We start from the raw sequence: 23,578 nt of genomic DNA, 5'->3' as shown, positions 1-23,578 counted from the left end.
GGACCGGCCGAGGGCCATCGCGCCGGGACGGTCCACGTGGCGGTGGCCGGTCCGGACGGCGTGTCCGTGCGCCGGCTCGACCTGGCGGGCGACCGCGGGGCCGTCCGACGTGGCGCGGTCCTGGCCGTGTTGGCGGACCTGCACTATAGGCTGGGGAAGAACGACGGCTCGACGGACGTTGAGTCAGGCAGGGAAGGGAGTGGCCATGACAGCGATGCGTGAACTCATCGGCGACGTGCTTCGGGCACGCCGGCTCGCCGAAGGCCTGACCCTGCGTGACGTCTCCGAGCGCGCCCGGATCAGCCTCGGCTACATCTCCGAGGTCGAGCGTGGCCAGAAGGAGGCCAGCTCCGAGCTGCTCGCCGCCCTGGCGCAGGCGCTCGACGTCCCCCTGAGCAAGGTCCTGCTCGACGTCAGCTCGCTGCTGCAGGTCGAGGAGGCCGCCGACCTGGCGACCGTCTCGTCGATCTCCCGGGCAGAGGCGCAGGCCTCCGCCGCGTGAGGCACAGCGAGTTCTGGCAGCGCATGGAGACCGCGCTGGGCGGCTCCTACGCGCAGTCGTGGGCGCGCCAGCAGGCGATCACCTCCCTGGGCGGCCGCACGCCCGTCGAGGCGCTCGACGACGGCGTGGACCCGCAGCAGGTCTGGCGGGCGGTCCACGCCTCGCTCGAACTGCCCGCACGCGATCGCTGAGTTAGCGTCGGAAGCATGAGCGATCTCCCCGACCTGACCGGCAAGCACGTCGCGATCATCGCGACGGACCACTTCGAAGAGACCGAGCTGACCACCCCTCGCGACTCCCTCGAGGAGGCTGGCGCGGACGTGCGGATCTACGCACCGCACACCGGCAACCTCCAGGCGATGAGCGGCGACGTCGACAAGACGATCTCGGTGCGCGTCGACGGCACGCTCGACGAGTTCGACCCCGCGTGGGCCGACGTGCTCGTCGTCCCGGGCGGCACGGTCAACTCCGACCACCTGCGCACCGAGGAGCGTGCGCAGCAGATCGTCCAGCAGGTCCTCGCGTCCGGCACGCCGGTGGCGGCGATCTGCCACGCCCCGTGGCTGCTCGTCTCGGCGGGCCTCGTCCAGGGACGGCGGCTGACCAGCTTCCCGAGCCTGGCGGTCGACATCCGCAACGCGGGAGGGGAGTGGGTCGACGAGACCGTCGTGGTCGACGAGAACCTGATCACCAGCCGCAACCCCGACGACCTGCCGGCGTTCGTCAGCGCGATCGGAGACGCACTGACGGCGTGAGTCCCGTGCGTCCCGGCGTGTCGTCGACCGTCGAACAGATGTTCGGCTAGGCTCGTCCACAGGCCGACGGTGAGGTCGGGCAGCATCCACAGGCGAGTCGACGAGGCTCACAAATGTCAGTGGGTCCGCCTACCGTCGAAGATGGCCCGCCACCCGACCGCGACGGTCGACGACACGAAGGACGCACGATGGCTTCCAAGAGCAGTTCCACTCCCTCCAACCGTGACATCGCCAAGGAGCGAGCCAACAAGGACAAGGCGATCGAGAACGCCCTGGCCCAGATCGACCGTTCGTACGGCAAGGGCGCCGTGATGCGCCTCGGCGACCAGGCGCGTGCGCCGATCGAGATCATCCCGACCGGCGCCATCTCGCTCGATGTCGCACTGGGCATCGGCGGCCTGCCGCGCGGTCGAGTGGTCGAGATCTACGGTCCCGAGTCCTCGGGCAAGACGACGGTCGCGCTCCACGCGGTCGCCAACGCCCAGAAGGCCGGCGGCGTCGCGGCCTTCATCGACGCCGAGCACGCGCTCGACCCCGAGTACGCGCGCAAGCTGGGTGTCGACACCGACGCGCTCCTGGTGTCCCAGCCCGACTCCGGCGAGCAGGCGCTCGAGATCGCCGACATGCTGATCCGTTCGGGCGCGCTGGACATCATCGTCATCGACTCCGTGGCCGCCCTGGTGCCCCGTGCCGAGATCGACGGCGAGATGGGCGACAGCCACGTCGGCCTGCAGGCCCGCCTGATGAGCCAGGCGCTGCGCAAGATGACCGGCGCCATCAACGGCTCGGGCACCACGGCGATCTTCATCAACCAGCTGCGCGAGAAGATCGGCGTCATGTTCGGCAGCCCCGAGACCACGACGGGCGGCAAGGCGCTGAAGTTCTACGCCTCCGTGCGCCTGGACGTGCGTCGCATCGAGACGCTCAAGGACGGCACCGACATGGTCGGCAACCGCACCCGCGTCAAGGTCGTCAAGAACAAGGTCGCGCCGCCGTTCAAGCAGGCCGAGTTCGACATCATGTACGGCCAGGGCATCAGCCGCGAGGGCAGCCTGATCGACATGGGCGTCGACGCGGGCTTCGTCCGCAAGGCCGGCGCCTGGTACACGTACGAGGGCGACCAGCTGGGTCAGGGCAAGGAGAACGCGCGCAACTTCCTGCGTGACAACCCCGACCTGGCCGACGAGATCGACAAGCGGATCAAGGAGCACCTCGGCATCGGTGCCCAGGTCGACCAGCCGGCCGACGATCCGGCCGTCGTGGTCGACGACCTGTCCGGCGACCTCTCGGCCGCCGACTTCTGATGCTCGATCCGGCCGACCCGGACGCGGACCCGCGTGCTGTGGTCGTCGCCGGCCGGACGATCGCCATGGATCGTCTGGCCGCGCGCGACCGCAGCCGCGGTGAGCTGCTCGAGGCGCTGGCGCGTCGGCGCTTTCCCGAGGACGTCGCGGCGGTCGTCGTCGACCAGCTGCAGTCCGAGGGCCTCGTCGACGACGAGCGGTTCGCTCGCGCCTGGGTCGAGCAACGTGGGCGTGCGAAGGGTCTGGCCGCGTCGGTGCTGCGCATGGAGCTGCGCCGCAAGGCCGTGGCCGACGAGATCATCGACACGGTGCTGGCCGACGTCGACCCGGGGGACGAGCGTCAGGCCGCCCACCGGCTCGTCCAGCGCAAGCTGCGGTCGGTCCAGGGTCTCGACCAGACCGTGCAGATCCGCCGACTGACTGCGATGCTGGCGCGCAAGGGCTACTCGCCGCAGGTCGCGTTCGACGTCGTGCGGGCCGAGCTGGACGCCGAGGCCGAGCCCCTCGAGTCGATGTGACGTCCATCGTCGCGGGGGTCCCGCGACGGGCCCGCGGTCGTCGGTCCGGATCGTCGCGCTCTACGATCGCGACGTGAGTGCCACCCTGGTCGCCAAGGGCCTGTCCGGCGGACACGCCCATCGCACCCTCTTCGCGGATCTGGACCTGACCGTCGCCCCGGGGGACGTGGTCGGCGTCGTCGGCTCCAACGGTGCAGGCAAGACCACCCTCCTGCGTCTTCTGGCGGGCCACGCCGAGGCGTTGGCCGGCACCGTGTCGACGGCACCCTCTGACGCCTTCATCGGCTGGCTCCCGCAGGAGCACGAGAGGCGCGTCGGCGAGACGGTCGGCGCCCACCTCGCTCGCCGGACCGGGGCCGCTGCCGCCACTGAGGCGATGGAGACCGCTGCCGCCGCGCTCGGCTCGGACGCGCCCGGTAATGACGACGCGTACGCCGATGCGCTCGAGCACTGGCTCGCCTCCGGTGCGCCCGACCTGGAGGACCGCATTCCGGGCGTGCTCGGCGAACTGCGCCTCGATGTGGGTGCGGACGCGCTGATGACCTCGTTGTCCGGGGGCCAGGCCGCGCGCGTGGGCCTCGCGGCCCTGCTGCTCAGCAGGTTCGACATCGTGCTGCTCGACGAGCCCACCAACGACCTCGACCTCGACGGACTCGAACGCCTGGAGTCGCTGGTCACCGGCCTGCGCGCCGGGATCGTCCTGGTGTCCCACGACCGCGAGTTCCTCGCCCGGTGCGTCACCCGCGTCGTGGAGCTCGACCTGGCGCAGCAGCAGGTCCGCGTCTACGACGGTGGGTACGACGCGTTCCTCGAGGAGCGAGACGTCGTCCGCCGCCACGCCCGCGAGGCCTACGAGCAGTTCGCCGGCACGAAGTCCGACCTCGTCGCGCGGGCACGCACCCAGCGGGAGTGGAGCTCGCAGGGCGTGCGCAACGCGATGAGGAAGAGTCCGGACAACGACAAGATCCGCCGACGGGCCCAGAGCGAGTCCTCCGAGAAGCAGGCCCAGAAGGTCCGCCAGATGGAGTCGCGGATCGCCCGCCTGGACGAGGTCGAGGAGCCCCGCAAGGAGTGGGAGCTGCGCTTCGAGATCGGGTCCGCGCCTCGCTCCAGCACGGTCGTGGCGACCCTCGAGTCCGTGACCCTCCGCCGTGGCGGCTTCGTCCTCGGTCCGGTCTCGCTCCAGGTCAACGCCGGCGACCGGATCGGCATCACCGGCCCGAACGGGGCCGGCAAGACCACGCTGCTGCGCCTGCTGCTGGGCCGCCTCCAGCCCGACACCGGCCGCGCGTCCCTGGGTGCCTCGCTCAGTGTCGGCGAGATCGACCAGGCCAGGTCGGTGCTGGCCGAGGGGAGCACCCTCGGCGACGCCATGGAGGACGCCGTGCCGGAGCTGTCCCCGGCCGACGTCCGCACGCTGCTCGCGAAGTTCGGCCTCAAGGCCGATCAGGTCGCGAGCCCGGTCGGGCACCTCTCCCCGGGCGAGCGCACTCGCGCTGCGATGGCGGTGCTCCAGGCCCGTGCGGTCAACGTCCTCGTCCTCGACGAGCCCACCAACCACCTCGACCTTCCTGCGATCGAGCAGCTGGAGCAGGCCCTGGCCGCCTACGAAGGCGCGTTGCTGCTGGTGTCCCACGACCGCCGACTGCTCGACAACGTCAGCCTGGACCAGCGGTGGCACGTCGAGGACGGTCGGGTCACCACCGCGACCTGAGCCCGGACCACCCGGCGCACGGTTTCTCGACGCGCCAAGTGACCGATGAGTAACATGGCTGCATGCCGTCCACCCACGCGATCTACCGCACGCTCAACGCCCTGCCGCTGGGCCGCTCGGCCTTCAGCCTGCTCTACGGACTCAAGGCTCCCTACTTCCGCAGCATCCACCTGTCCGTGGTGGACATGCGACCGCACCACGGCGAGGTCGTCGTCCCGCTGCGGCGGTCCACGAAGAACCACATCGGCACGGTCCACGCGATCGCGGCGTGCAACGGCCTCGAGGCCGCGATGGGCCTGCTCGCCGAGGCCACCTGCCCGCCCGGCCACCGCTGGCTGCCCAAGGGGATGGACGTGAAGTACCTGGCGAAGTCCGACTCGGACGTCGTGTGCACGGCGCAGACCGACGAGGCCGCATGGGCCGCCGGCCCCGACGTCCCGGTCACGGTCCGTGCCACCCGCGCGGACGGAACGGCGACCGTCGAGGGCACGATCCACCTGTGGGTCACGCCCACGCGCTAGGCGTCAGTCGCCGAGCCCGGTCGCGACGTGCGTGAGTCGGCCACCGCGGACCGTCGCCTCGACCCGGACGGCGCGCAGGAGGGCCGCGGCCCCTGCGCTGTCGTCGGTCGCCTCGAGTGGGTCCCGGTCGAGCAGTACGAGGTCTGCGCGCTGGCCCACCCGGACGGTGCTGGCTCCGTCGACGCTGGCGGCCAGCGCCTCGGCCGGCGTGACGCTCTCAGCCGGGTTCCAAGGCTCGCGTGCGTCGGCGGAACGGTGCACCGCAGCCGCCATCGTGTGCCACGGGTCGAGCGGGGCGACGGGGGCGTCGGAGCCGAAGCGGACCCGGACCCCGGCGTCGAGCATCGAACGGAGCGCGAAGCAACGGTCGGTGCGGTCGGGCCACAACTGCGCCGTGACGTCACGATCGTCGAGCAGGTGACCCGGCTGCACGCTCGCGATCAGCTCCAGGGACGCCATCGTGGCGATGTCCTGGCTCGTGATCAGCTGGGCGTGCTCGATGCTGCCGGCCGCTCCCGAGGCGGCGAACGCGGCCAGCGCCTCGTGGGCCGCGGCGTCGCCGATCGCGTGCACGGCGGCGCGCAGGCCGTGGGAGGTGGCGCGTCGGAGCAGCTCGGTCAGCTCGGCCCGGTCGTGGTTCTGGACGCCGTGCCCGGTCCCGCCCGCGTACGGAGCGTGACAGAAGGCCGTGCGCGTGTTGAGCGAGCCGTCCGAGATGATCTTGAGCGGGCCGAGCGTGACCAGCCCGTCGGGGGTCAGTGGCGCGCCCGTGTGCAGTCCGGAGTCGATCACGGCGTCGAGGTGATCGGGGTAGACGGCGCTGCGGACCCACAGGGCATCCGCGCCGCTGGCGATGCGCTCGGGCCAGGCGTGCAGGGGTGTGGCGAACTCGAAGTCCGCCACGCCGACGACGCCGCGGGCGGCTGCGCCGGCGACGGCGTTGCGCACCGCGACCTCGCCGTCCTGCTGGGCGTTGCGCTCGACGACGCGTGCCATCAGCTCGAACCAGGGGACCTCCGTCAACGGTCCGTCGACCAGTGGCGCATCGAGTGCACGCAACGCCGCTGAGTTCAGCCAGCCGGTGTGCGCGTCGCCGCTGGTCAGGACGACCGGACGGTCACCCGTCGCGGCGTCGAGCTCCGCCACGGTGGGCTGGCGCGACCAGTCGGTCAGCAGGAAGCCGAAGCCGAACAGCCAGTCGCCGCCCCGCACCGAGCCGAGGTGTGCACGGACGATCTCGACCGCCGCGCTGGGGTCGGTCGTGCCCGAGACGTCGAGCCGGGTGAAGGTCTGGGCCCACTGGGTGAAGTGCACGTGCTGGTCCCACAGCCCCGGGATGGCCCATCGACCGTCGCCGTCGATGACGTGATCGCCCGGCTCCGGCTCGATGTGACCGAGCGAGATGATGGCGCCATCGACGACGCGCAGGGACACGGGCTCGGCCGGGGCCGCAGTGCGGACCGGGACGAGCCGCACGTTGCGCAGGAACAGGGAGCTCACGGCGCCATTGTGACTCCCGGGGTTCTGCGTCAGGCGTTCGGCCCCAGCCCCGGGGCACCCATGCGGACCGACTCGAGGTCGACGGGCTTGACCGTCTTGGACTCCGTCAGGCGACGCTGCACGTACACGCCGATGCGGGCGATGATCAGGTTCAAGATGATGTAGATCGCTGCCAGCACGAGCGCGGTCGCGAGCCGGTTGTCGAACGTGCGCCAGAGGTCACGACCGGTCTTGGTCAGGCCCGGCGCCAGCATGATGTAGCCCAGGGACGTGTCCTTCAGGGCCACGATGCACTGGCTGATGAGTGCCGGCGTCATGATCTTGATGGCCTGCGGCAGCTGGACGATGCGCATGACCGCGGTCTTGCGCAGGCCCAGTGCGTACGCGGCCTCGACCTGGCCCTTGGGCACCGCGTTGATGCCGGCGCGGAACACCTCGGCCAGGACCGAGCCGTTGTACAGCACCAGGCCGATGACCAGCGGCGCGATGATGTCGATGCGCGTCTCGTACGCGAAGTACCAGATGAAGTAGATCAGGATCAGCAGCGGGACGGCACGGAAGAACTCGACGAAGGTCCACGCGAACATCCGCACCGGGCGGTGGTCTGAGAGCTTCGCCACGCCGAAGACGACGCCCACGACGAGCGCGAACACGATCGCGAGGGCGGCGGTGCCCAGGGTCGCCAGTGTCGCCACGGCGAGCATCTCGAGATAGCGCGGGGTGACGAACACCTCCCACTTCTCGCCGGTCAGCTGGCCGCCGACCTGGAGCTGACGCAGGACGAGCGCGACGACGGCGACGATGCCGACCACCGTGGCGATCGCGATGATCCGGTTCCGTCGCCGTGCACGGGGGCCGGGAATGTCGTACAGGACGCTCATCGCGCGGCCACCTTCCAACGTCGTTCGAGCAGGTGCGACACGGTGCTGATGACGGCCACGATGGCGATGTAGCCCAGGGCGATGCCCAGGAAGATCGAGATCTTCTCGCTCGCGAACTTGTTGAAGAAGCCGTACATCCGGTACGCGGCCTCGGCGATGCCGAAGACCGCGACCAGCGACGTGTTCTTCGCGAGGGCGATGAACACGCTGGCCAGCGGCGGGATGACGAGGCGGAACGCCTGCGGGAGGACGACGTGGTGCATCGTCAGCACGAACGGCATCCCCACGGCGCGGGCCGCTTCGGCCTGGCCGACGTGCACGCCGTTGAGCCCGGAGCGCAGCGCCTCACTGACGAAGGACGCCGTGTACAGGCCGATCGCGGCGACGGCGTTCCAGAAGAAGCCGAAGTCCACGCCGATCTCGGGCAGGCCGAAGACCGTGATCATGATGAGGATCAGCAGGGGAGTGTTGCGAAAGAGCGTGACGTACAGCGTGCCGACGCCTCGCAGGATCGGGACGGGGGAGACCCGCGCCGTGGCGATGATCGTCCCCACGACGAGCGCCACCAGTCCGGAGGCGGCCGTGAGCCGGATCGTCATCCAGAAGCCGCTGAGATAGAGCTCCCAGCCGTTCTCGGTCAGCAACCAGTCCACGTCACACCTCCTGTGGTCTCGTCGGGTCGTTGGGGGGCGTCATGGGGCGGGCGGTGCGCCCGCCCCATGACGACGAGCTGGCTCAGGCGGCGCAGGGGTCCAGCGTGGGCGGGTCGCCCGCCTCGCCGCCACCCTTGCCGAGCGTGGAGTCGAACGCCTCCTCCCACGTGCCGTCCTCGAAGGCCGACGTGAGGGACTCGTTGATGAACTCGCACAGCTCGGGGCGGTCCTTGCCGAAGCCGATGCCGTAGCGCTCCTCCGAGAAGGGCTCACCGACGACCTTGAGCTTGTCGGGGTCCTCGGCGGCGTAGCCCAGCAGGATCGCCGCGTCCGTGGTGACCGCGTCGACCGAGCCGTTGAGCAGCTGGTCGACGCACTCGGAGTAGGTGTCGAAGCCGGCCGGCGTGGCGCCGAACTGCTTCTCCACGGTCTCGATCGAGGTCGAGCCGGTGACCGAGCAGACCTTCTTGCCCTCGAGGTCCTCGGCGCTCTTGATCGAGTCGTCGTCCTTGGCGATCAGCAGGCTCTGGCCCGTGACGTAGTACGGGCCGGCCTGGCCCACGACCTTGCGGCGGTCGTCGGTGATCGAGTACGAGGCGATGACGAAGTCGACCGTGCCGTTCTGCAGGAACGGCTCGCGGTTCGCCGAGACGGTCTCGACCCACTCGATGTCGTCGGCGTCGATGCCGAGCTTGGCGGCCAGGATCTTGCCGACGGCCGGATCGAAGCCGGTGGGGGTGTCGGCACCTGCGGCCTTGAAGCCGATGCCGGGCTGATCGAACTTGACGCCGATCTTGACGGTGCCCGACTCCTGAAGCTCCGCCATGCGGGTGCCGGCCTCGAAGTCCTGCTCCTCGACCTCGACGTCCGGGCCCGAATCCCCTTCGGCGTCACTGCCGGCGTCGCCGCAGGCGCTCAGTGCCAGCAGGCCGGCGGCCAGGACGGCCGCGAACCGTGTCCTTCGTGTTCTCATGGTGAGTCCCCCTTCGGGATCATGATGGTGAAAACAGTGGGTGAATGAGCTCAGTGCTTGAGGATCTTGCCCAGGAAGTCCTTGGCCCGGTCGCTCTGCGGGTTCGTGAAGAACTCGTCGGGCGTGTTCTCCTCGACGATGCGACCGTCGGCCATGAAGACGACGCGGTCGGCGGCGGTGCGGGCGAAGCCCATCTCGTGGGTGACCACGACCATCGTCATGCCGCCCTTGGCCAGGGCGACCATCGTGTCCAGGACCTCCTTGATCATCTCGGGGTCCAGGGCGGAGGTGGGCTCGTCGAAGAGCATGACCTTGGGGTCCATCGCCAGGGCTCGCGCGATCGCGACGCGCTGCTGCTGACCGCCGGAGAGCTGGGCGGGCAGCTTGCCGGCCTGCGTCTCGACGCCGACGCGCTCGAGCAGCTCGTGGCCTCTCTTGTCGGCGTCGGCCTTGGGCTTGCCCAGCACCTTGATCGGCCCGAGCGTGACGTTCTCGAGCACGGTCTTGTGGCTGAACAGGTTGAACGACTGGAAGACCATGCCGACCTCGGCACGCAGCTTCGCGAGCTCCTTGCCCTCCTCGGGCAGCGGGACGCCGTCGATCTCGATCGTGCCCTCGTTGATCGGCTCGAGCCGGTTGATCGCGCGGCACAGCGTGGACTTGCCCGAGCCCGAGGGCCCGATGACGACCACGACCTCACCGCGGGCGACCTCGAAGTCGATGTCCTGCAGGACGTGAAGGTCGCCGAACCATTTCTGGACGCCGCTCATGCGGACCATCGGCGTCGTGCTTGCTCCCATGCCGACTCACCCAACCGTAGGCAGCCCCCTGACGCAAGCGTTGGGCCCCGTGGTGCGACCGCCGCAACCGGATCGCAACCTGGCCGAGGAGCGGGTCACCGGGCCGCGTGCCACGATGGCGCTGCCCTGCCCGCCGCGTCGTGAGCCCGATGATGAGACAGATCGAGCGACTGTACTCCGCCCTGATGCGGAGGAACCCCGAGTCCGAGCGCGAGATGCCGCCTGCCGTGCGGGCCGACATCGCGCCGAACGGCGTCCGCCAGGTGGTGGCCAACACGCTGCAGTCCTCCGGCGACCAGGCCGTCAACGCCTCGACCGTGCTGCCATGGCTGTTCGCGGTCCTCGGTGTCCCGTCGGCGCTGACCGGTCTGCTCGTGCCGATCCGCGAGGCCGGCTCGATGCTGCCGCAGGCGGTGCTCACGCCGTTGGTCCTGCGGATGCGTCGGCGGAAGTGGATCTTCGTGGCCGGTGCCGTCGTCCAGGCCTCGGCCGTGGGCGCGATGGCCCTCGTCGCCGCAGTCGGCCACGGGCTCGCCGCCGGTGTGGCGATCATCGCCGCGCTCGCCGGCTTCGCCCTGGGGCGGTGCCTGTGCTCGATCGCGTCCAAGGACGTCCAGGGACGCACGATCCCCAAGGGGGAGCGGGGCCAGATCAACGGCCTCGCCACGACGGCCGCGGGACTCGTCGCGATCACCCTCGGCGTCACGATCCGGGTGACCGGGGGAGACGACCTGGGATCCGCGCAGTTCGCGGGCCTGCTGGGCGGCGCGGCCGCGCTGTGGGTCGCCGTCGCGATCGTCTACGCCGGCGTGCGCGAGCCGCTGCCGGAGGAGGTCGAGGGATCGCGGTCCGACGATCGCGAGGACGGATGGCTCCGCCGGATGTCCGACCTGCTGCGGGACGACAAGCCGTTTCGCGACTTCGTCGCCGTGCGGGGGCTCCTGCTCGTCTCGGCGCTGAGCCCGCCGTTCGTCGTGGCCGCGTCGATCGAGTCCGGGGCCGGCGCACTCAGCGGCCTCGGTGGCTTCGTGATCGCCTCGGGCCTGGCCGCGCTCCTGGGCGGTCGCCTCTTCGGCCGATGGGCCGACCGGTCCAGCCGGCGGCTCATGAGCGTCGGCGCGGCGGTGGCGGCCGTCATCGTCATCGCCACCGTCGCCGTCGTGTCCCTGCCCGGCTTCGAGGCACGGGGCTGGGCCGGGAACCTGTTCTTCACGGCCGTCTACTTCGCCCTGACCCTCACGCACACCGGTGTCCGGGTCGCTCGCAAGACGTACGTCGTCGACATGGCCGAGGGGGACCGTCGCACGGTCTACGTGGCGGTCTCGAACTCGGCGATCGGCGTGCTCCTGCTGGTGGTCGGCGCGATCAGCTCGCTGCTCGCGGCCGTCGACGTTGCGTGGGCCCTGCTGTTCCTGGCGGCGATGGGACTCGTGGGCGTGTTCGCCGGCTCGCGGCTGCCCGAGGTCTCGCGTCGCTGACCGTCAGTCGGGGAGGTGGCCGAGGAACTGGTGCGGGTCCAGGGGCGGCCGCTTGGACTCGAGCATCCGGGTGCGGAACGACTCGTCGATGCTGCCGACGTAGAGCCAGCCCATCAGCAGCTCGTCGTCCGTCAGGCCGTGGACCGCGCGGACCTCGGGGCTGTTCGCGAGCATCCCCGTGCGCCACATGACGCCCCACCCCGCCTGCCACAGCGCCAGCTCGAGCAGGTGCGCCGCACCGGCCGCGGTCGCGTGCTGCTCCCACTGCGGCACCTTCGGATGCGGCGTCGGGCTCGCGACGACGGCGATCAGCAGCTCGGCGCGGAAGGGCTTCGAGTTGTGCTTCCCCGGGGCACGCACCTCGCCGGCCGCGGCGTCGAGAGCCTCGGCCAGCCGCATCCGGTCGTCACCGCGCAGCAGGATCAGGCGCCACGGCCGCAGGGCCTTGTGGTCGGCGACGGGGGTGACCGCGTCCAGCAGGCGGACGAGCTCGTCGTCCGTCGGCGTCTCCGGTCCCACCTTGGCGACGGAGCGGCGGGTCGCCATCGACTCCAGGACCGGGTCGCAGAAGTGCTTCATGGCGCCATTGTGGCTGGCGGGCCATCGCTCCTCGCGCGGTCCGGGTGCGCGGCCCCATGGGTTCCGCGGCCTCGTATCCTTGTCAGGTCATGACGAAGACCTATGAGGTGCGCACCTACGGGTGCCAGATGAACGTGCACGACAGCGAGCGCCTGTCGGGCCTGCTCGAGACCGCCGGCTACGAGGCCGCGCCGAGTGGGGACACGCCCGACCTCGTCGTCTTCAACACGTGCGCGGTCCGCGAGAACGCCGACAACAAGCTGTACGGCAACCTCGGCCACGTCGCGAGCCTCAAGGCCAAGAAGCCCGGCATGCAGGTCGCCGTCGGCGGCTGCCTGGCGCAGAAGGACAAGGAGACGATCACGGCGAAGGCGCCGTGGGTCGACGTCGTCTTCGGCACCCACAACATCGGCTCGCTGCCCGTGCTGCTGGAGCGTGCGCGGATCGCCGAGGAGTCGCAGGTCGAGATCCTCGAGTCGCTCGAGGTGTTCCCGTCGACGCTGCCGACCAAGCGCGACTCCGTCTTCGCGGCGTGGGTCTCCATCAGTGTCGGCTGCAACAACACGTGCACGTTCTGCATCGTCCCCGCGTTGCGCGGCAAGGAGCGCGACCGCCGCCCCGGTGACATCCTCGCCGAGATCGAGGCACTCGTCGCCGACGGCGTCGTCGAGGTCACGCTGCTGGGCCAGAACGTCAACAGCTACGGCGTCGAGTTCGGCGACCGCGAGGCGTTCTCCAAGCTGCTGCGCGCGTGCGGGCAGATCGAGGGCCTCGAGCGAGTGCGCTTCACGTCGCCGCACCCGGCCGCGTTCTCCGACGACGTCATCGCCGCCATGGCCGAGACGCCCAACGTCATGCCCCAGCTGCACATGCCGCTGCAGTCCGGCTCCGACCGGATCCTCAAGGCGATGCGTCGGTCGTACCGCAGCGAGCGCTTCCTGGGCATCATCGACCGGGTCCGCGCCGCGATGCCCGAGGCGTCGATCACCACCGACATCATCGTGGGCTTCCCGGGCGAGACCGAGGAGGACTTTCAGGCCACGCTCGACGTCGTGCGCCGGTCGCGGTTCTCCAGCGCGTTCACGTTCCAGTACTCCCAGCGGCCCGGCACGCCCGCGGCCGACCTGCCCGACCAGCTGCCGAAGGCCGTCGTGCAGGAGCGGTACGAGCGCCTCGCCGCGCTGGTCTCGGAGATCTCGTGGTCGGAGAACCAGAAGCTGGAGGGCCAGGTCGTCGAGCTCCTCGTCGCCGACCAGGCCCACGCGGGTGGCCGCAAGGACGCCGAGACCCAGCGGATGAGCGGCCGTGCCCGCGACAACCGCCTCGTGCACTTCGTGCCCGGCGACCACGAGGTCCGTCCCGGCGACATGGTCGTGACCACGGTGACGAAGGCATCGCCGCACCACCTCGTCGCCGATGGCGAGCCACTCGAGGTCCGGCGCACCCGTGCGGGCGACGCCTGGGAGGCCCGCCAGGGCCGCACCGACGTCCGCCCCGGGTCCGTCGGCCTCGGCATGCCCGCGATCGGCGTCCCGCCGCCGCTGCCCCCGGCCCCAGCCTGCGCCCCCGCCTGAGCTCGGTGCTGTCGGTTTCCCCGGTTAAGTAGGTTCTCTGGCACTTCGCGAGGGTTGCGATCCTCGAGAAGTGCCAGAGAACCTCGTGAAGTACGCACCCGTGCGCTGAGGCACCGCCCACCGGCGTTCGATCGCGGACCGGACCCACGTGGGGCACTCCTGGTCGACTTCACGAGGTTTCCCGGCACTTCGCGAGGGTTGCAACCCTCGAGAAGTGAGGGGAAACCCACTTAACCGGGGAAACCGACAACACGGCCCGCGCCCGGCCTGAGGGTGGCCTCACTGGCACGTGCGAAACGTTGAGGTAATCTGAATCCGCTGAAGAGGCCAATGTCGTCCTCGCCCAGCTTTTCCCGCATGGCATCGACGACAGGTTCAGATCATGGATCGTCCCCTCTTCTCGGCCGCGCCCTCGGCGCAAGGCCTCTACGACCCGGCCAACGAGCACGACAACTGTGGTGTCGCGTTCGTGGCGACGCTCACCGGCGTGCCCAGCCACGAGATCGTCCAGCACGGCCTGACCGCGCTGCGCAACCTCGACCACCGTGGCGCCGTCGGCAGCGAGGTCAACACCGGTGACGGCGCCGGCATCCTCATGCAGGTCCCGGACCGCTTCCTGCGGGGCGTGGCTCCGACCGAGCTTCCCGACGCCGGTCACTACGCCGCCGGCATGGCCTTCCTCCCGCGCGAGGACGTCGCCGGTGCGAAGGCCAGGGTCGAGGCCATCGCCGCCGAGGAGAACCTCGAGGTGCTCGGCTGGCGCGAGGTCCCCACGACACCCGACGTGCTCGGTGCGATGGCGTACAACGCCATGCCGCACTTCGAGCTGCTCTTCCTCACCACAGCCGACCGCTCGGCCGCGGGCATCGAGCTCGACCGCCTGACGTACGCCGTCAGCAAGCGCTCGTTCCACGAGGCGGACACGTACTTCCCGTCGCTCTCGGCGCGCACGCTCGTCTACAAGGGCATGCTCACGACCGAGCAGCTCGACGTCTTCTTCCCCGACCTGGGCGACGAGCGGATGGAGTCGGCGCTGGCGATCGTGCACAGCCGCTTCTCCACCAACACGTTCCCCAGCTGGCCGCTCGCGCACCCGTTCCGGTACCTCGCGCACAACGGCGAGATCAACACCGCCCGCGGCAACCGCAACTGGATGCGTGCACGCGAGGCGCTGCTCGAGAGCGCGCTGATCCCCGGCGACCTGTCGCGCCTCTACCCGATCTGCAGCCCCGACGGCTCGGACACGGCCTCGCTCGACGAGGTCATGGAGCTGCTGCACCTGGGCGGCCGCTCGCTGCCGCACGCGGTGATGATGATGATCCCCGAGGCGTGGGAGAACAACGCCGAGATGGATCCCGCTCGCCGTGCGTTCTACGAGTTCCACTCCACCGTGATGGAGGCCTGGGACGGTCCCGCCGCGGTGTGCTTCACCGACGGCACCCGGATCGGCGCGGTGCTGGACCGCAACGGCCTGCGCCCCGGGCGCTACGTCATCACCGAGGACGGCCTGGTCGTGCTGGCCTCCGAGGTGGGCGTGCTCGAGATCGACCCCAAGACGATCACCCGCAAGGGCCGGGTCGAGCCGGGCAGGATGTTCCTGCTCGACCTCGACGAGAACCGGGTCGTCCCGGACCACGAGATCAAGTCCCAGCTGGCCAACGAGCACCCGTACGAGGAGTGGCTCTACTCCGGCCTGGTGCGATTCGAGGACCTGCCCGACCTCGAGCACATCGTCCACAACCACGCGTCGGTCACGCGCCGCCAGCAGGTCTTCGGCTACACGCAAGAGGAGGTGCGCAAGCTCGTCGCGCCGATCGCCCGCACGGGCGCCGAGGCCATCGGCTCGATGGGCACCGACACCCCGATCGCGGCGCTCTCGGACCGTCCGCGCCTGCTGTTCGACTACTTCAGCCAGCTGTTCGCGCAGGTCACCAACCCGCCGCTGGACGCCATCCGCGAGGAGGTCGTCACGTCGCTGGCCGGCACGATCGGCCCCGAGAAGAACCTGCTCGACCCCAGCCCGGCCTCGTGCCGCATGCTGCAGCTGCCGTTCCCCGTGGTCGACAGCGACGAGCTGGCCAAGATCCGTCACATGAACCGCGACGGTGACATGCCGGGCTTCAGCGTGCACGTCGTCCGCGGCCTGTACGACGTGCTGGGCGGGGGAGCGGCGCTGCAGGCGCGTCTCGACGAGATCTGCGCCGAGGTGTCGGACGCGATAATCAACCGCGGTGCGCGCATCATCGTGCTGTCCGATCGCCACTCGAACGTCGACCTCGCGCCCATTCCGTCGCTGCTGCTCACGGGCGCGGTGCACCACCACATGGTGCGCGAGAAGCTGCGCACGCAGGCGGGCCTGCTGGTCGAGGCCGGCGACGTCCGCGAGGTCCACCACGTGGCGCTGCTGATCGGCTTCGGCGCCACCGCCGTCAACCCGTACCTCGCGCTCGAGACGGCCGAGGACCTGGCCCGTGAGGGCATCTTCGTCGAGGGCGTCGACCCGCAGAAGGCCGCCCGCAACGTGGCCTACGGCCTGGGCAAGGGCGTCCTGAAGGTGATGAGCAAGATCGGCGTCTCGACGGTCTCGTCGTACACCGGCGCCCAGATCTTCGAATGCGTCGGCCTCTCCCACGAGGTCGTCGACCGCTACTTCAGCGGCACCGCCAGCAAGCTCGGCGGCGTCGGTCTCGACGTCATCGCCGACGAGGTCCATGCCCGCCACCTCAAGGCCTACCCGACGAAGGGCATTGCGGGCCCGACCCGCCAGCTCGAGGTCGGCGGCGAGTACCAGTGGCGCCGCCAGGGCCCGGAGCACCTGTTCGACCCGGACACGGTCTTCCGTCTCCAGCACTCGACGCGCACGGGTCGCTACGACATCTTCAAGCAGTACACGCAGGCGGTGGACGACCAGTCCGGCCGGCTGATGACGCTGCGCGGGCTGATGAAGCTCCGCTCGGACCGCGGACCGATCCCGATCGACGAGGTCGAGCCGGTCTCGGCGATCGTGAAGCGCTTCTCCACCGGCGCCATGTCCTACGGCTCCATCAGCCAGGAGGCGCACGAGACGCTGGCGATCGCGATGAACCGCCTGGGCGGCAAGTCGAACACCGGTGAGGGCGGCGAGGACCCCGAGCGCCTCTACGACCCCGAGCGCCGCTCGGCGATCAAGCAGGTCGCCTCGGGCCGCTTCGGCGTCACCAGCGAGTACCTGTCGAACGCCGACGACATCCAGATCAAGATGGCCCAGGGCGCCAAGCCCGGCGAGGGCGGCCAGCTGCCCGGGCCCAAGGTCTACCCGTGGGTGGCCAAGACGCGTCACTCCACGCCGGGCGTGGGCCTGATCAGCCCGCCGCCGCACCATGACATCTACTCGATCGAGGACCTCAAGCAGCTGATCCACGACCTCAAGAACGCCAACCCGTCGGCGCGCGTGCACGTGAAGCTCGTGTCCGAGGTCGGCGTCGGCACGGTCGCGGCGGGTGTCTCGAAGGCCAAGGCCGACGTGGTGCTGATCTCGGGCCACGACGGCGGCACGGGCGCGTCCCCGCTGACCAGCCTCAAGCACGCCGGCGGGCCGTGGGAGCTCGGCCTGGCCGAGACCCAGCAGACGCTGCTGCTCAACGGCCTGCGCGATCGCATCGTGGTGCAGGTCGACGGCCAGCTCAAGACGGGTCGCGACGTCGTCATCGCCGCGCTGCTCGGTGGCGAGGAGTTCGGCTTCGCCACGGCGCCGCTCGTGGTGTCCGGCTGCATCATGATGCGCGTCTGCCACCTCGACACGTGCCCGGTCGGCGTCGCCACCCAGAACCGCTCGCTGCGCGAGAAGTACTCCGGCAAGGCCGAGTACGTCGTGAACTTCTTCGAGTTCATCGCGCAGGAGGTCCGCGAGATCCTGGCCGAGCTGGGCTTCCGCAGCATCGACGAGGCCGTCGGCCGGGTCGAGTGCCTCGACACCCGCGACGCGGTCGACCACTGGAAGGCCAGCTCGCTGGACCTGTCGCCGGTCTTCTACCTCCCGGAGCTGCCCGAGGGCGCCTCGCTGCGCTGCACCACGACGCAGGACCACGGCCTCGACCGGGCCCTCGACGTCGAGCTCATCGAGCTGGCCTCCGACGCGCTGGAGCGGGGCGAGCCCGTGCGGGCCCAGCTCGAGATCCGCAACGTCAACCGCACGGTGGGCACGATGCTGGGCCACGAGGTCACCACGAGGTACCGCGGTGCGGGCCTGCCCGACGACACGATCGACCTGACCTTCATCGGCTCGGCCGGCCAGTCGTTCGGCGCCTTCGTGCCGCGCGGCATCACGCTGCGCCTCGAGGGCGACGGCAACGACTACGTCGGCAAGGGCCTGTCCGGCGGCCGCATCATCGTGCGGCCCCAGCGCGAGGCGCAGTTCGCCGCCGAGGCGCAGATCGTCGCGGGCAACGTCATCGGCTTCGGTGCCACGGGCGGCGAGATGTACCTGCGCGGCCGCGTGGGCGAGCGCTTCTGCGTCCGCAACTCCGGCGCGACAGCGGTCGTCGAGGGCGTGGGCGACCACGCGCTCGAGTACATGACCGGCGGCCGGGTCGTCATCCTCGGCCCGACCGGCCGCAACGTGGCGGCCGGCATGAGCGGCGGGTCGGCGTACGTGCTCGACCTCGACCACGACGTCGTCAACCGCGAGATGGTCGAGGTGCGCCCCGTCCCCGACGCCACCGCCGACGAGCTGCAGGCGATCATCCGCCGGCACCGCGAGGAGACCGGATCCACGGTCGCCGAACAGCTGCTCGAGGACTGGTCCGCCAGCCTCACCCGATTCAGCGAGATCATGCCGGTCAACTACCGGCTGGTGCTCGAGGCCAAGGCCGCGGCGGAGTCCGAGGGACTCTCCGAGGACGACACGACTGCACGCATGATGGAGGTGGCCGCTCGTGGCTGATCCCCGAGGTTTCATGACCACGCCCCGACAGACCGCTGAGCGCCGCCCCGTGGAGGAGCGCGTCCGCGACTGGAACGAGGTGTACCCCGGCGGCATGGGCCGTGCCCTGCTGCCGATCATCACCGAGCAGGCCGGGCGCTGCATGGACTGCGGCATCCCGTTCTGCCACCAGGGCTGCCCGCTGGGCAACCTCATCCCCGAGTGGAACGACCTGGTGTGGCGCGACGACTGGGACGAGGCGATCGATCGCCTCCACCAGACCAACAACTTCCCGGAGTTCACGGGTCGGCTGTGCCCGGCGCCCTGCGAGACGGCCTGCGTCGTCGGCATCAACCGCGACCCGGTGACGATCAAGAACGTCGAGGTCTCGATCATCGACAAGGCGTGGGAGCGCCACAACGTGAAGCCGCAGACGCCCGAGTGGCTGACCGGCAAGACCGTGGCCGTCGTCGGCTCGGGCCCCGCGGGCCTGGCCGCCGCCCAGCAGCTGACGCGGGCCGGGCACACCGTCGCCGTCTACGAGCGCGACGACAAGGCCGGGGGACTGCTGCGGTACGGCATCCCCGAGTTCAAGATGGAGAAGGTGCAGGTCGACCGCCGCATCGCGCAGATGCAGCGCGAGGGCACCGTCTTCCGCACGGGTGTCGCCGTCGGCGAGACGTTCACCGGGCAGGCGCTGCGCGACCGCTACGACGCGGTCGTGCTGGCGATCGGCTCCACCGTGCGTCGTGACCTCCCGGCCCCCGGGCGCGAGCTGGACGGCATCCACCAGGCCATGGACTACCTGCCGCAGGCCAACCGCGTCGCGGTGGGGGAGACGGTCGAGGACCAGATCCTCGCGACCGGCAAGGACGTCGTCATCATCGGCGGCGGCGACACCGGCGCGGACTGCCTGGGCACGGCGGTCCGTCAGGGCGCGAGGTCCGTCACCAGCCTCGAGATCATGCCCCGGCCCAGCGAGGAGCGCGCGGACGCGCACCCGTGGCCGACGTACCCGATGATCTACCGCGTCGCCTCGGCCCACGAGGAGGGCGGCGAGCGCGTCTACGCCGTCTCCACCAAGGAGTTCGAGGGCGAGGACGGGCACGTCAGCGGCCTGCGGATCAGCGAGGTCGAGATGGTCGACGGTCGCTTCCAGGAGGTGCCGGACACCGAGCGCGTCATCCCGGCGCAGCTGGTCCTGTTCGCCATGGGCTTCACGGGTCCGGAGCGGGAGGGCCTCGTCGACCAGCTCGGCGTCGACCTCGACGAGCGCGGCAACATCGTGCGCGACCTGGACTACATGTCCAGCGTCGAGGGCGTCTTCGTGGCCGGTGACGCGGGTAGAGGCCAGTCGCTCATCGTGTGGGCGATCGCCGAGGGCCGCGCCGCGGCGTCCGGTGTCGACGCGTGGCTGACGGGGTCGACCACGCTGCCCAAGCCGATTCCGCCGACGGCGCGTCCGCTGTCGGTCTGAGGTGGACCCGCGAGTCGCGCCTGACTCGCGGGTAACGAGTCGACGGGACTAGGGTGGAGCACGTGCGTAGAGCCAAGATCGTCTGCACCCTCGGACCCGCCACGGACACCGCTGAACGCATCCTCGAGCTGGCGATCGCCGGCATGGATGTCGCTCGGCTCAACATGAGTCACGGCGACGTCGACGAGCAGCTGAAGCGGCTCACGCGCGTCCGCCAGGCAGCGGAGGCGACCGGCAAGGCGATCGCCGTGCTGGCCGACCTGCAGGGTCCCAAGATCCGCCTCGGCCGCTTCAGCGACGGCCCCCACCAGCTGCCGTTCGGTCACCGGTTCACGATCACGACGCGTGACGTGGCCGGCGACCAGGACGTCTGCTCGACGACGTACGCGGGCCTGCCGGGCGACGTCCAGCCCGGCGACGAGATCCTGATCGACGACGGCAAGGTGCGACTGCGCGCCGTCGAGGTCACCGACACCGACGTCGTCACGACGGTCGAGGTGCCGGGCGAGGTCAGCAACAACAAGGGCATCAACCTGCCCGGCGTCGACGTGAGCGTTCCGGCGATGAGCGAGAAGGACATCGCCGACCTGCGCTGGGCGCTGCGCAACGAGGTCGACGTCGTCGCGCTCTCGTTCGTGCGCAGTGCGGCCGACGCCGCCGACGTCCGCGCGATCATGGACGAGGAGGGCGTGCACCGCCCGATCATCGCCAAGATCGAGAAGCCGCAGGCGGTCACGAACCTCGACGAGATCGTCGATGCGTTCGACGGGTTCATGGTGGCGCGCGGTGACTTGGGCGTCGAGCTGCCGCTCGAGGACGTGCCGATCGTCCAGAAGCTCATCATCGAGAAGGCGCGGCGCAACGCCAAGCCGGTGATCGTGGCCACGCAGATGCTCGAGTCGATGATCTCGGCCCCCCGGCCAACGCGCGCGGAGGCCAGTGACGTCGCGAACGCGGTGCTCGACGGCGCCGACGCGGTGATGCTCTCGGGCGAGACCAGCATCGGCCAGTTCCCGATCCAGACGGTCCGGATCATGGCGCGCATCGTCGCGTCGACCGAGGACCACGGCCTGCCGCGCATGGCCGCCTTCACGTGGCAGTCCAAGACCACGACCGGCATCATCTGCCGTGCGGCCTCGCAGGTCGCGGAGTCGGTCGAGGCCGACCTGATGATCGCGTTCACGACCACGGGCGACTCGGCCCGGCGGATGGCACGCTACCGCTCGTCGATCCCGGTGCTGGCGTTCACGCCGGACCCGATCGTGCGCAACCAGCTGGCGCTCACGTGGGGCGTCGAGACGTTCCTGACGCCGGCGCTCACCCACACTGACCAGATCGCCCTGCAGGTCGACCGCGAGCTGCTCGGCCAGAACCGCTGCGAGGAGGGCCGCCGCGTCGTGATCGTCGCCGGCGCCCCTCCGGGCATCCCCGGCTCGACCAACGCGCTGCGCGTCCACAAGATGGGCGACGCCATCAACCGCGTCGTCCCGGCCTACGACCCCGACGAGGCCCCGCCCACGATCGGCTGACCGCTGACAGGGACGGATCTTTCGACCTTTCGCCCCGGTCGGGGACCGACCCGTCGACATGGCGGTCGCTCTGGCGACCACGACGCAGAAAGTCAGTCGGCCTCCGGGCCGACCGCACGGCGCAGTTGGTCGATCACGGTGTCGCGCCGGTGCCGGATCGCGAACGACGAGAACGCCAGCACGCGCCGACCGTCGATCACGAGCTCGTTGGCGCGGTGCAGGTCCTGGCTCCACTGTTCGATCGCGAGGTGCGCGATGCCATGGATCTCCACGGCGAGGTTGAATCGTTCCCACCACGCGTCGAGGTAATAGCGCCCGTCCGCACCCGTCACGCGTTGTTGACGCGTCGGGCGGGGGAGCCCGTCCGCGATCCTCGCCTCGTCGAAGTCCCTCTCGGGCAGCGACTGGATGCCGCCTGCGGCGTCGAGGATCGACTGGATGATCACGGCGCGGAATCGGCACGGACCCCGGCGGCTCAGCGCGTCCCTCATGCGCCGCACGTTCGTCAGGCGTTGCTGGAATGCGGCGATGACGAAGGTGCGGGCCTGCTCCTTCGACACGGCCCAGCTGCCCGCGTCGACGATGCTTCGCTCGAGGGTCGTCATCCGTGGCGTGCGCTCCAGGACGTCCGAAGGGCCGAGCTCGGTGCTCCAGTGGACGACCGCCGCCGGTGCCGGACGTCGGGCGCCGGAGGGCAGGACGACGTGGACGCGGTCGGTCTCGAACCCCCGCAGACCCAACCGGGCGGCAGCGGTGAGGCCTGAGAGCGCGGAGCCCGGGGGACAGGCGGCCAGGACGACACGTTCGTGCTGGTCGCGGGTCAGCGGTCCCGCATGGGTGACCACGACGCCGCGGGTCGGGCGCTGCCATCGGCCGCTGGCGATGCGGTGTCTGACGGCGGACCTGCCGTGGATCTGTTCGGCCTGGGCGGTGGTCAGCACGTCGTCCATGCGGCGAGGATCGCGTTGCGGGCCGCCCGTCGCCAGGGGCAAGGCTGGGGGTGTGGACGGTGGACGTCGCCGCGAGTCACCTGTGGAAACGGATCTTTCGACCAAAGCGTCGCCCTGGCGACCGGGACGTCGAAAGATCCGTCCCAACCGGGGGCGAAAGGACGAAAGATCCGTCCCCGCGAGCGTGGGGCGTCGATCACGGTGCCGAGAGCGGGACTCGAACCCGCACGCCCTTTCGGACAATGGTTTTTGAGACCATCGCGTCTACCATTCCGCCATCCCGGCGCACCGTCGTGCCCGATAACCTTACGGGGTGACCGACCAAGCGCCCCCCACCGCCCCCGCCCCGCGAGTTGTCATCGCGGAGGACGAGGCACTCATCCGGATGGACCTCGCCGAGATGCTCGCCGAGCAGGGATACGAGGTCGTGGGGGAGGCCGCCGAGGGCCAGGCCGCGGTCGATCTCGCACGTGAGCACCATCCCGATCTCGTGATGATGGATGTCCAGATGCCCGGTGTCGACGGCATCACCGCCGCGTCGCAGATCGCCGCCGAGCGGATCGCTCCGGTCGTCATGCTCACGGCGTTCAGCCAGCGTGAGCTGGTCGAACGCGCGCGCGACGCCGGCGCGATGGCGTACCTCGTCAAGCCGTTCACGGCCTCCGACCTCGTACCGGCGATCGAGATGGCGCGCAGCCGTTACACCGAGCTGCGTGCCCTCGAGGCCGAGGTCGGCGACCTGCACGAGCAGCTCGCCACGCGCAAGGTCGTCGAGCAGGCCAAGGGGGTCCTGCAGAAGTCCCTCGACCTGACCGAGCCGGAGGCCTTCCGGTGGATCCAGAAGACCGCCATGGACGTGCGACTGTCGATGCGTCAGGTGGCCGAGGCCGTCATCGAGAACGGGCCGTCGTTGCAGGGCTGAAACGTGGGGCTGACGGTTACAAGTTGGCTACGAAACGCCCCAGTGACG

21 protein-coding genes and 1 tRNA gene are annotated in these 23,578 nt (G+C 70.3%); 14 read left to right on the top strand and 8 right to left on the bottom strand.

Annotated elements, in window-relative coordinates:
- From RT323_RS02465 to RT323_RS02430, 8 genes are all read left to right on the top strand, one after another.
- A partial coding sequence (locus tag RT323_RS02465; RefSeq protein WP_313404707.1) for a CinA family protein occupies positions 1–222 on the top strand: 222 nt, incomplete at its 5' end.
- A complete protein-coding gene (locus RT323_RS02460; RefSeq protein WP_313404705.1) occupies positions 206–502 on the top strand; it encodes a helix-turn-helix transcriptional regulator in 297 nt (98 codons plus the stop codon). The genes RT323_RS02465 and RT323_RS02460, both read left to right, overlap by 17 nt.
- Positions 499–693 carry a DUF3046 domain-containing protein gene (locus tag RT323_RS02455; protein WP_313404703.1) on the top strand — a complete coding sequence of 65 codons (195 nt, stop codon included), beginning with the start codon at positions 499–501 and terminating at the stop codon, positions 691–693. The genes RT323_RS02460 and RT323_RS02455 overlap by 4 nt, the downstream gene beginning before the upstream one ends.
- Positions 694–708: 15 nt before the next feature.
- Positions 709–1,257 (top strand): type 1 glutamine amidotransferase domain-containing protein, encoded by a 549-nt coding sequence (locus RT323_RS02450; RefSeq protein ID WP_313404701.1) that lies wholly within the window; start codon positions 709–711, stop codon positions 1,255–1,257.
- Positions 1,258–1,445: 188 nt separating this feature from the next.
- The gene (recA, locus tag RT323_RS02445) at positions 1,446–2,561 is read left to right on the top strand and encodes a recombinase RecA (protein ID WP_313404699.1); all 1,116 of its coding nucleotides are present in this window, start codon (positions 1,446–1,448) and stop codon (positions 2,559–2,561) included.
- Positions 2,561–3,079: a regulatory protein RecX gene (locus RT323_RS02440; RefSeq protein WP_313404697.1), complete on the top strand. Its 519-nt coding sequence runs from the start codon at positions 2,561–2,563 to the stop codon at positions 3,077–3,079. The genes recA and RT323_RS02440 overlap by 1 nt, the downstream gene beginning before the upstream one ends.
- 73 nt (positions 3,080–3,152) lie before the next feature.
- The gene (locus RT323_RS02435) at positions 3,153–4,793 is read left to right on the top strand and encodes an ABC-F family ATP-binding cassette domain-containing protein (RefSeq protein ID WP_313404695.1); all 1,641 of its coding nucleotides are present in this window, start codon (positions 3,153–3,155) and stop codon (positions 4,791–4,793) included.
- Positions 4,794–4,855: 62 nt separating this feature from the next.
- The gene (locus RT323_RS02430) at positions 4,856–5,314 is read left to right on the top strand and encodes a hotdog fold domain-containing protein (protein WP_313404694.1); all 459 of its coding nucleotides are present in this window, start codon (positions 4,856–4,858) and stop codon (positions 5,312–5,314) included.
- A gap of 3 nt (positions 5,315–5,317) precedes the next feature.
- On the opposite strand, the gene RT323_RS02425 is transcribed toward RT323_RS02430, so the two are convergent.
- From RT323_RS02425 to RT323_RS02405, 5 genes are all read right to left on the bottom strand, one after another.
- Positions 5,318–6,814 carry an amidohydrolase family protein gene (locus RT323_RS02425; protein ID WP_313404692.1) on the bottom strand — a complete coding sequence of 499 codons (1,497 nt, stop codon included), beginning with the start codon at positions 6,812–6,814 and terminating at the stop codon, positions 5,318–5,320.
- A 29-nt stretch (positions 6,815–6,843) separates the two neighbouring features.
- Positions 6,844–7,695, bottom strand: coding sequence for an amino acid ABC transporter permease (locus RT323_RS02420; RefSeq protein WP_313404690.1), 852 nt, complete (start codon positions 7,693–7,695; stop codon positions 6,844–6,846).
- Positions 7,692–8,348: an amino acid ABC transporter permease gene (locus RT323_RS02415; RefSeq protein WP_313404688.1), complete on the bottom strand. Its 657-nt coding sequence runs from the start codon at positions 8,346–8,348 to the stop codon at positions 7,692–7,694. The genes RT323_RS02420 and RT323_RS02415 overlap by 4 nt, the downstream gene beginning before the upstream one ends.
- 82 nt (positions 8,349–8,430) lie before the next feature.
- Complete coding sequence (locus tag RT323_RS02410; RefSeq protein WP_313404686.1) at positions 8,431–9,321, bottom strand: glutamate ABC transporter substrate-binding protein; 891 nt, start codon at positions 9,319–9,321, stop codon at positions 8,431–8,433.
- A 50-nt stretch (positions 9,322–9,371) separates the two neighbouring features.
- Positions 9,372–10,100, bottom strand: a complete 729-nt coding sequence (locus RT323_RS02405) for an amino acid ABC transporter ATP-binding protein (protein ID WP_313404716.1) — start codon at positions 10,098–10,100, stop codon at positions 9,372–9,374.
- A 170-nt stretch (positions 10,101–10,270) separates the two neighbouring features.
- Here RT323_RS02405 and RT323_RS02400 point away from each other — a divergent pair, with 170 nt between their 5' ends.
- Positions 10,271–11,599, top strand: a complete 1,329-nt coding sequence (locus RT323_RS02400; RefSeq protein ID WP_313404684.1) for an MFS transporter — start codon at positions 10,271–10,273, stop codon at positions 11,597–11,599.
- A 3-nt stretch (positions 11,600–11,602) separates the two neighbouring features.
- On the opposite strand, the gene RT323_RS02395 is transcribed toward RT323_RS02400, so the two are convergent.
- Positions 11,603–12,178, bottom strand: coding sequence for a nitroreductase (locus RT323_RS02395; RefSeq protein ID WP_313404682.1), 576 nt, complete (start codon positions 12,176–12,178; stop codon positions 11,603–11,605).
- Positions 12,179–12,267: 89 nt separating this feature from the next.
- Between RT323_RS02395 and miaB the strand changes: the two genes are divergently transcribed.
- The 4 genes from miaB (at position 12,268) to pyk (ending at position 21,658) form a co-directional block, all read left to right on the top strand.
- The gene (gene miaB, locus RT323_RS02390; protein ID WP_313404680.1) at positions 12,268–13,752 is read left to right on the top strand and encodes a tRNA (N6-isopentenyl adenosine(37)-C2)-methylthiotransferase MiaB; all 1,485 of its coding nucleotides are present in this window, start codon (positions 12,268–12,270) and stop codon (positions 13,750–13,752) included.
- Between the two features lie 382 nt (positions 13,753–14,134).
- Positions 14,135–18,673, top strand: coding sequence for a glutamate synthase large subunit (gltB, locus tag RT323_RS02385; protein ID WP_313404678.1), 4,539 nt, complete (start codon positions 14,135–14,137; stop codon positions 18,671–18,673).
- Positions 18,666–20,129 carry a glutamate synthase subunit beta gene (locus RT323_RS02380; RefSeq protein ID WP_313404676.1) on the top strand — a complete coding sequence of 488 codons (1,464 nt, stop codon included), beginning with the start codon at positions 18,666–18,668 and terminating at the stop codon, positions 20,127–20,129. The genes gltB and RT323_RS02380 overlap by 8 nt, the downstream gene beginning before the upstream one ends.
- A 62-nt stretch (positions 20,130–20,191) precedes the next feature.
- The gene (pyk, locus tag RT323_RS02375; protein WP_313404674.1) at positions 20,192–21,658 is read left to right on the top strand and encodes a pyruvate kinase; all 1,467 of its coding nucleotides are present in this window, start codon (positions 20,192–20,194) and stop codon (positions 21,656–21,658) included.
- A 92-nt stretch (positions 21,659–21,750) separates the two neighbouring features.
- Here the strand turns inward: pyk and RT323_RS02370 are convergent, their stop codons facing one another.
- Together RT323_RS02370 and RT323_RS02365 are read right to left on the bottom strand one after the other, a co-directional pair.
- Positions 21,751–22,608 carry a hypothetical protein gene (locus RT323_RS02370; protein ID WP_313404672.1) on the bottom strand — a complete coding sequence of 286 codons (858 nt, stop codon included), beginning with the start codon at positions 22,606–22,608 and terminating at the stop codon, positions 21,751–21,753.
- Between the two features lie 202 nt (positions 22,609–22,810).
- Positions 22,811–22,893: transfer RNA gene (locus tag RT323_RS02365), tRNA-Leu, on the bottom strand.
- A gap of 28 nt (positions 22,894–22,921) precedes the next feature.
- Here RT323_RS02365 and RT323_RS02360 point away from each other — a divergent pair.
- Entirely contained in the window at positions 22,922–23,530 is a 609-nt protein-coding gene (locus RT323_RS02360) for a response regulator (protein ID WP_313404670.1), read from the top strand.
- Positions 23,531–23,578 lie beyond the last annotated feature (48 nt).

The sequence above is a fragment of the Aeromicrobium sp. genome, assembly GCF_032084975.1.
GTDB lineage: Bacteria > Actinomycetota > Actinomycetes > Propionibacteriales > Nocardioidaceae > Aeromicrobium.
Note: the sequence above shows the minus strand (reverse complement) of the source record. Positions and strands in the feature narration are given on the sequence as shown.